Origin of the sequence: Pedobacter sp. (genome assembly GCF_035566355.1) — a bacterium.
Lineage (GTDB): Bacteria > Bacteroidota > Bacteroidia > Sphingobacteriales > Sphingobacteriaceae > Pedobacter.
The window spans coordinates 1-5,034 of record NZ_DATMRL010000716.1; the positions used below are offsets into that span (position 1 = coordinate 1).

Annotated in this window: 4 protein-coding genes; all 4 read right to left on the reverse strand. The window is 39.7% G+C overall.

Translation table 11 applies throughout. The features are described from left to right. Positions 1-2,740: SusC/RagA family TonB-linked outer membrane protein (locus tag VNZ46_RS28100; RefSeq protein WP_325564810.1), on the reverse strand; the 2,740-nt coding region annotated here is incomplete at its 3' end. 87 nt (positions 2,741-2,827) lie between these two features. Further along, positions 2,828-3,844: a FecR family protein gene (locus VNZ46_RS28105; RefSeq protein WP_325564812.1), complete on the reverse strand. Its 1,017-nt coding sequence runs from the start codon at positions 3,842-3,844 to the stop codon at positions 2,828-2,830. Positions 3,845-3,898: 54 nt separating this feature from the next. Next, entirely contained in the window at positions 3,899-4,447 is a 549-nt protein-coding gene (locus VNZ46_RS28110; protein WP_325564814.1) for an RNA polymerase sigma factor, read from the reverse strand. A 120-nt stretch (positions 4,448-4,567) separates the two neighbouring features. Beyond that, positions 4,568-5,034: lipocalin family protein (locus tag VNZ46_RS28115; RefSeq protein ID WP_325564816.1), on the reverse strand; the 467-nt coding region annotated here is incomplete at its 5' end.

The window sequence follows — 5,034 nt, forward strand, 5'->3', positions numbered from 1 at the left end:
CATCTACATCTTTAAATTTAAAATCACCTGGTTTAGACGTATTTAAATCGTAATTCCCTTGTGTATCTTTATAATGAGGATAGGCATCTACTTCTGCCTGGTTTTTAAACACACCTAAAACAACCGGCAAATAATAGGACCCGATCGGTTCTCCGACCCGGGTTAAAAAGTAGGCATTGGCCACAGATCCAGTTTTGATGATATCTGCATTTCCAGGCCCCAACTCCACTACTTTGTTGATATTTTTGGAGAAATTGGCACTTGCCGTCCACTTTACGCCACCAAATTGCTGCTGTGTGCCTAAATTTATATCTATCCCCTTGTTGTTCACTTTTCCGATATTTTTCAATTCTGTTGCAAAGCCTGTGGTTAAGGGAACCGGTACATCCAGCAATAAATCTTTGGTGTTGCTATTGTAGACATCAACAGACAAAGTGAGCTGATTTTTGAAAAACGAAGCATCGAAACCTAAATTCAACTGCGCTGTCTTTTCCCATCTCAGATCATCATTTGGTGTCGCATAAGGGGCTGCGCCATTCACAACACCCGGTGTCGCTCCTCCCAGAACATATCCATAGTTTGTCATTGCACCCTGTGCTCCGTAAGCAGGGATATTGAAATTACCGGTTAGTCCGTAGCTGGCCCTCAACTTAAGATCTGAAATAGACTCTACATTCTTAAGAAAGCTTTCCTCAGACATCCTCCATCCAATGGATGCAGAAGGGAAATACCCCCATTTGTTGTTTGAACCAAATTTCGAAGAGCCATCAGCCCTTAACGAACCCGTAAACAAGTATTTACCCTTATAACTGTACTGTAATCTGGCAATACCGGAGGCCAGAGACCATTGTTGCCTGGTGGCTGTTCCACTGGTTACTAAACCCGCATTTAAATAACTGATCTGATCGCTGATAAAGCCTTTTGTTGCCAAAGCATAATTTCCACTCAGATCATCCTTCTGTGCAGACCAGCCTAGCAAAGCACTGATGCTATGGTCACCTATCATCTTGTTATAGTTTAAAGTCTGTTCCAATAACCAATTGGTTTCCTTTATTGTCCTGGAAGAACCGGAAGCATCTGAAGGCTCATTTACCGCACTATTTGATTTTGGAATAGTTGATGGACTGAAGGTGTCTTCCGAACTGTTGAAAAGATCTATTCCCAGCTGTATTTTATATTTCAGATCTTTAAATATAGTGGCTTCAACAAAGGCACTTCCAGTTAACCTGTTTGATCCGACTTCATCTTTTTGAAGCATTGCAAGCGCCACAGGATTCCATGCTTGTGTTTCACCATTCCCCCCTATTGGCTTATCTACACCCGGAACAACCGTGTTGGTGCTTGTACTCCAGGAGTTTTGTCCAAAGTTATAGCTCCCATCGCTGTTGTATACCGGGAAAATAGGTGAATAATGTAAGGCCGAAGCTACAATTCCGCCCGCGGAGTATGCACCGTTTGCGTTCACTCTTTTTTCATTGATTACCGAGGGTGAAAGGTTCACACCATATCTGAATGCCCCTTTTTTTCCTTCTAAATTTAACCTTCCGCTATATCGTTTAAATCCACTGTTCAGAATAATCCCATCCTGATCAAAATATTCCATTGACGCGTAATACTTTAACAGCTCACTCCCGCCCGCGGCAGAGATAGAATGGCTTTGGATTGGAGCTACTCTAAAAATCTGGTCTTGCCAGTCTGTATTGGTTAATCCCTGCTGACCTTGCAAATAAGGGAGTACTTCCAAAGGCATCACCGCACTGGTGTTTCCGGCTCCGGCTTTCAGCAAACGGACACTGTTGTTATCGCTTAAACTATAAGGAACAACCGGAAGCCCTAAAGCTATATTTTTACGGTTTATGGCATCCATAGCATCAGCATAGGTATTATTTCTGGATTCCAGCACCATTTGTGCGTACTGATAAGCATCCATCATCTTGATCTTATGAGAGATAGACTGCCATCCCGTATAGCTGTTGACATTGATGGTCGACACGCGGTTATTTCCCTGCTTGGTGGTAATCAACACTACGCCATTTGAGCCTCTGGAACCATAAATAGCTGCCGAGGAAGCATCCTTCAGTACCTCAACAGAAGCGATATCATTTGTATTTAAATTGTTGATGTTATCATTAGAAATAGGCACCCCGTCAATTACATATAAAGGATTTGAACCAGCTGTAATGGTACCTACCCCCCTAACCTTAACAGACAATGCGCCACCGGGTGTCCCTGCCCCTTGTGAAACCTGCACCCCGGCCATTTTACCGACCATTGCTTCTGCAACGTTATTAACCGGCTGGTTCTCCAGGTCTGAAGATTTCAAGCTTGCAATAGCAGTGGTTACATCTTTCTTTTTCTGGCTGCCATATCCAACAATAACCACATCAGACAAAGAGGCTGAAGAAGGATTCAGCTGGATAAGCAGTGTCGCTTGTTCTCCTGCTTTGAGCACATAGTTTTCAATCGTCTTTGTCGTATATCCAATATAAGAAGCACTAATGTTGTAAGGAACCCCTGCAGACAGGCCATTAATTAAAAACTTACCGTCCTTATTGACAATAACTCCTTTTTTCTCACTGGTTTTTGTGTTCGTTAGAAAGACAGAAGCTCCAAGTAGGGGCTGTCCTGTTTCATCCTTAACAATCCCGGTTATCTCAGAACTTTGCTGAGCCCAGGTTTTGGCCGATACTGCCATGAGCAGCAGGCAAAAAAGCAAATGTGTAGTAAATTTTCTATGCATAATATGTGGTGATTTGGTTGTTTTTTTGACAAAATATTCCCTGTCCGCTATTGAAGCAGAATAAATTATAATCATATAGTTCTCGATTTACTTACTAATCAGGTAGCCGTCGTTTGTTTTTGTTTGTTTAAGTTTATTTAATTCAGCTATTTCTTCAAGTATGGTGTCTATGGATGTTGTCAATTTCAAACTTCCCGTAAAGGACATTTCTTTCAAATCATCAGCGCGATATTTAATTTTAACTTTATAATGCTCTTCTAATCTGGCAAAAACATCGGTCAAAGAAGCCTGTGTAAAATTCAGCTCCTTAATTTTATTATCCTGTTTAATTTCAATTCTGCTGTCACTAACCCGTACATTGTTCAGCTTAAGGTTATAGACCAGTTCATTTCCAGGCAGAAGAATTTTACTAAAATGCATCATTTGACGAGCAGAATCTATATTTTTCACCCAGACCTTTCCGGTATGTAACTGAACCTTAATAAACTTACCTTTTTCCAATGCAGTTATCGTAAAAGATGTTCCCAAAGCAGTTGTAGATATTCCATTAGCATAAACAACAAAGGGATGTACTTTATCTTTAGTTACCTGGAAAAAGCTTTTGCCTTTCATATAAAGTTCACGTTTGTCCTTTCCAAAAGGTAAAGTATACTTCAATTCACCTCCTGGGTATATTTTTACTATAGAATTGTCTGGCAATTTAATTTCCTGGCTGTAATCCGTATAATTTACAATTGATTTCCAATAAATTGATGCTGTTTTTGCGGGAGACTGAACCTGAATATTGACCGGAGTGAAATCTGTAGAATTTTGATTGACTTTCCATAAGCCAATACCCAACAGAGCAAAAATAACCGCGGCAACAGAAACTTTTTTTATCCACCCTAATTTATACACATGTGGTTGTATCTGTTTTTTTACTGCAGCAAACATCTCTTCGGTTTTTTCAGAAGAAATGTGTGCTGCAGTAACCCCATCCCATTCATTTTTGTCCAATAAATATTCTGGAAGATTATTCGTTTCTTGCAGAAATTTACCCACCGCAAGCTTCTCTTCAGGGCTACATTGCCCTTTAAAATATTTATCCAGAAGCTCTTTTGACATGCTCATACTACTAATACGATTGGTTTAGACATAAACCCGTAATGGGTAAAAAAATTAGCGAAGATATTCTGCCAGGAAAATAATAGCAGGAACATAGGAATAGCCACTCAATTGTTTAATGGCTAGGGAAATGTGCTTTTCTACAGTCCTGGGCGAAATAGAAAGCTGTTCAGAAATTTCTTTATACGAATAGCCGTGTAAACGGCTTAGGAGAAAAACCTTTTTTCTGGTTGGAGGAAGTACACTTAAAGCAAGTTCTAATTCCTGACGGGCCTCAAAAATATCAATATGTGCTGCTTTTTCTTCTTCGGCTTCATCGTAATACCGTTTAAGGTTACGCTCCTCACAGGCTATTTTTTTAAAATAATCGAGCAGTGTTGTTTTTGCAATCCTGAACAGCTGCAGATCAAATTCGTGTTCTTCAGACAAAGTATGTCTAAAGTTCCATAGCTTTATAAAAGCCAGCTGGGTAAGCTCCTGTGCCCGGTCTTCAGAAGCAGTTTTTTTTAAAAAAAAGGCAAATACTTTCTTATGCCATAGCTTAAAAGCTATTTCAAAAGATACATGATCTCCTTCTTTTATATCCCGGATGTAGTTTGGCATTTCTGCTCAAAAATATTTGGTTAATGTTAGCTGAAATTAAATATAGTGTTAATTCCAATAAAAAAACAATTAACATGATATTGCTCAATACATCGGTGTCATAACCTCTATATGGTTTTGCTAATCCTGTTTCGTCCAGACCAGGGCGTCAATATCATAACCTAAAGCTTTAACTTTGTTCAAATAGGCCAATCTAACCGTTTCCGGTATGGTTTTCTCTCTGGAAAGAATCCACATGTATTTTAAATTATTCCCCACTACAAGTGCGTAACGGTAATCCGGATCAATTGCAATAACATTATAACCGGCATAAAACGGACCAAAAAAAGATACCTTCAACCTGCCCTCTTCAGGATCCTTTACAGTTCTGGCCTTTCCAATACTGTTCTTCCATCTCCCTTTTACCACATCAAAGCCTCTGTTATCTACTTTAATCAGCCCTTCTTCTCCCTCCGTATAAGTTGCTGTTACATGATTCAGGTTTTTTTCATATTTAAAATCCAGGCGGGCAATTTCGTACCATTTTCCCAGATATTTCGCTTTATCAAAAGGTTTAACTGCTTCAGCACCTTTTGGAATAGATACCC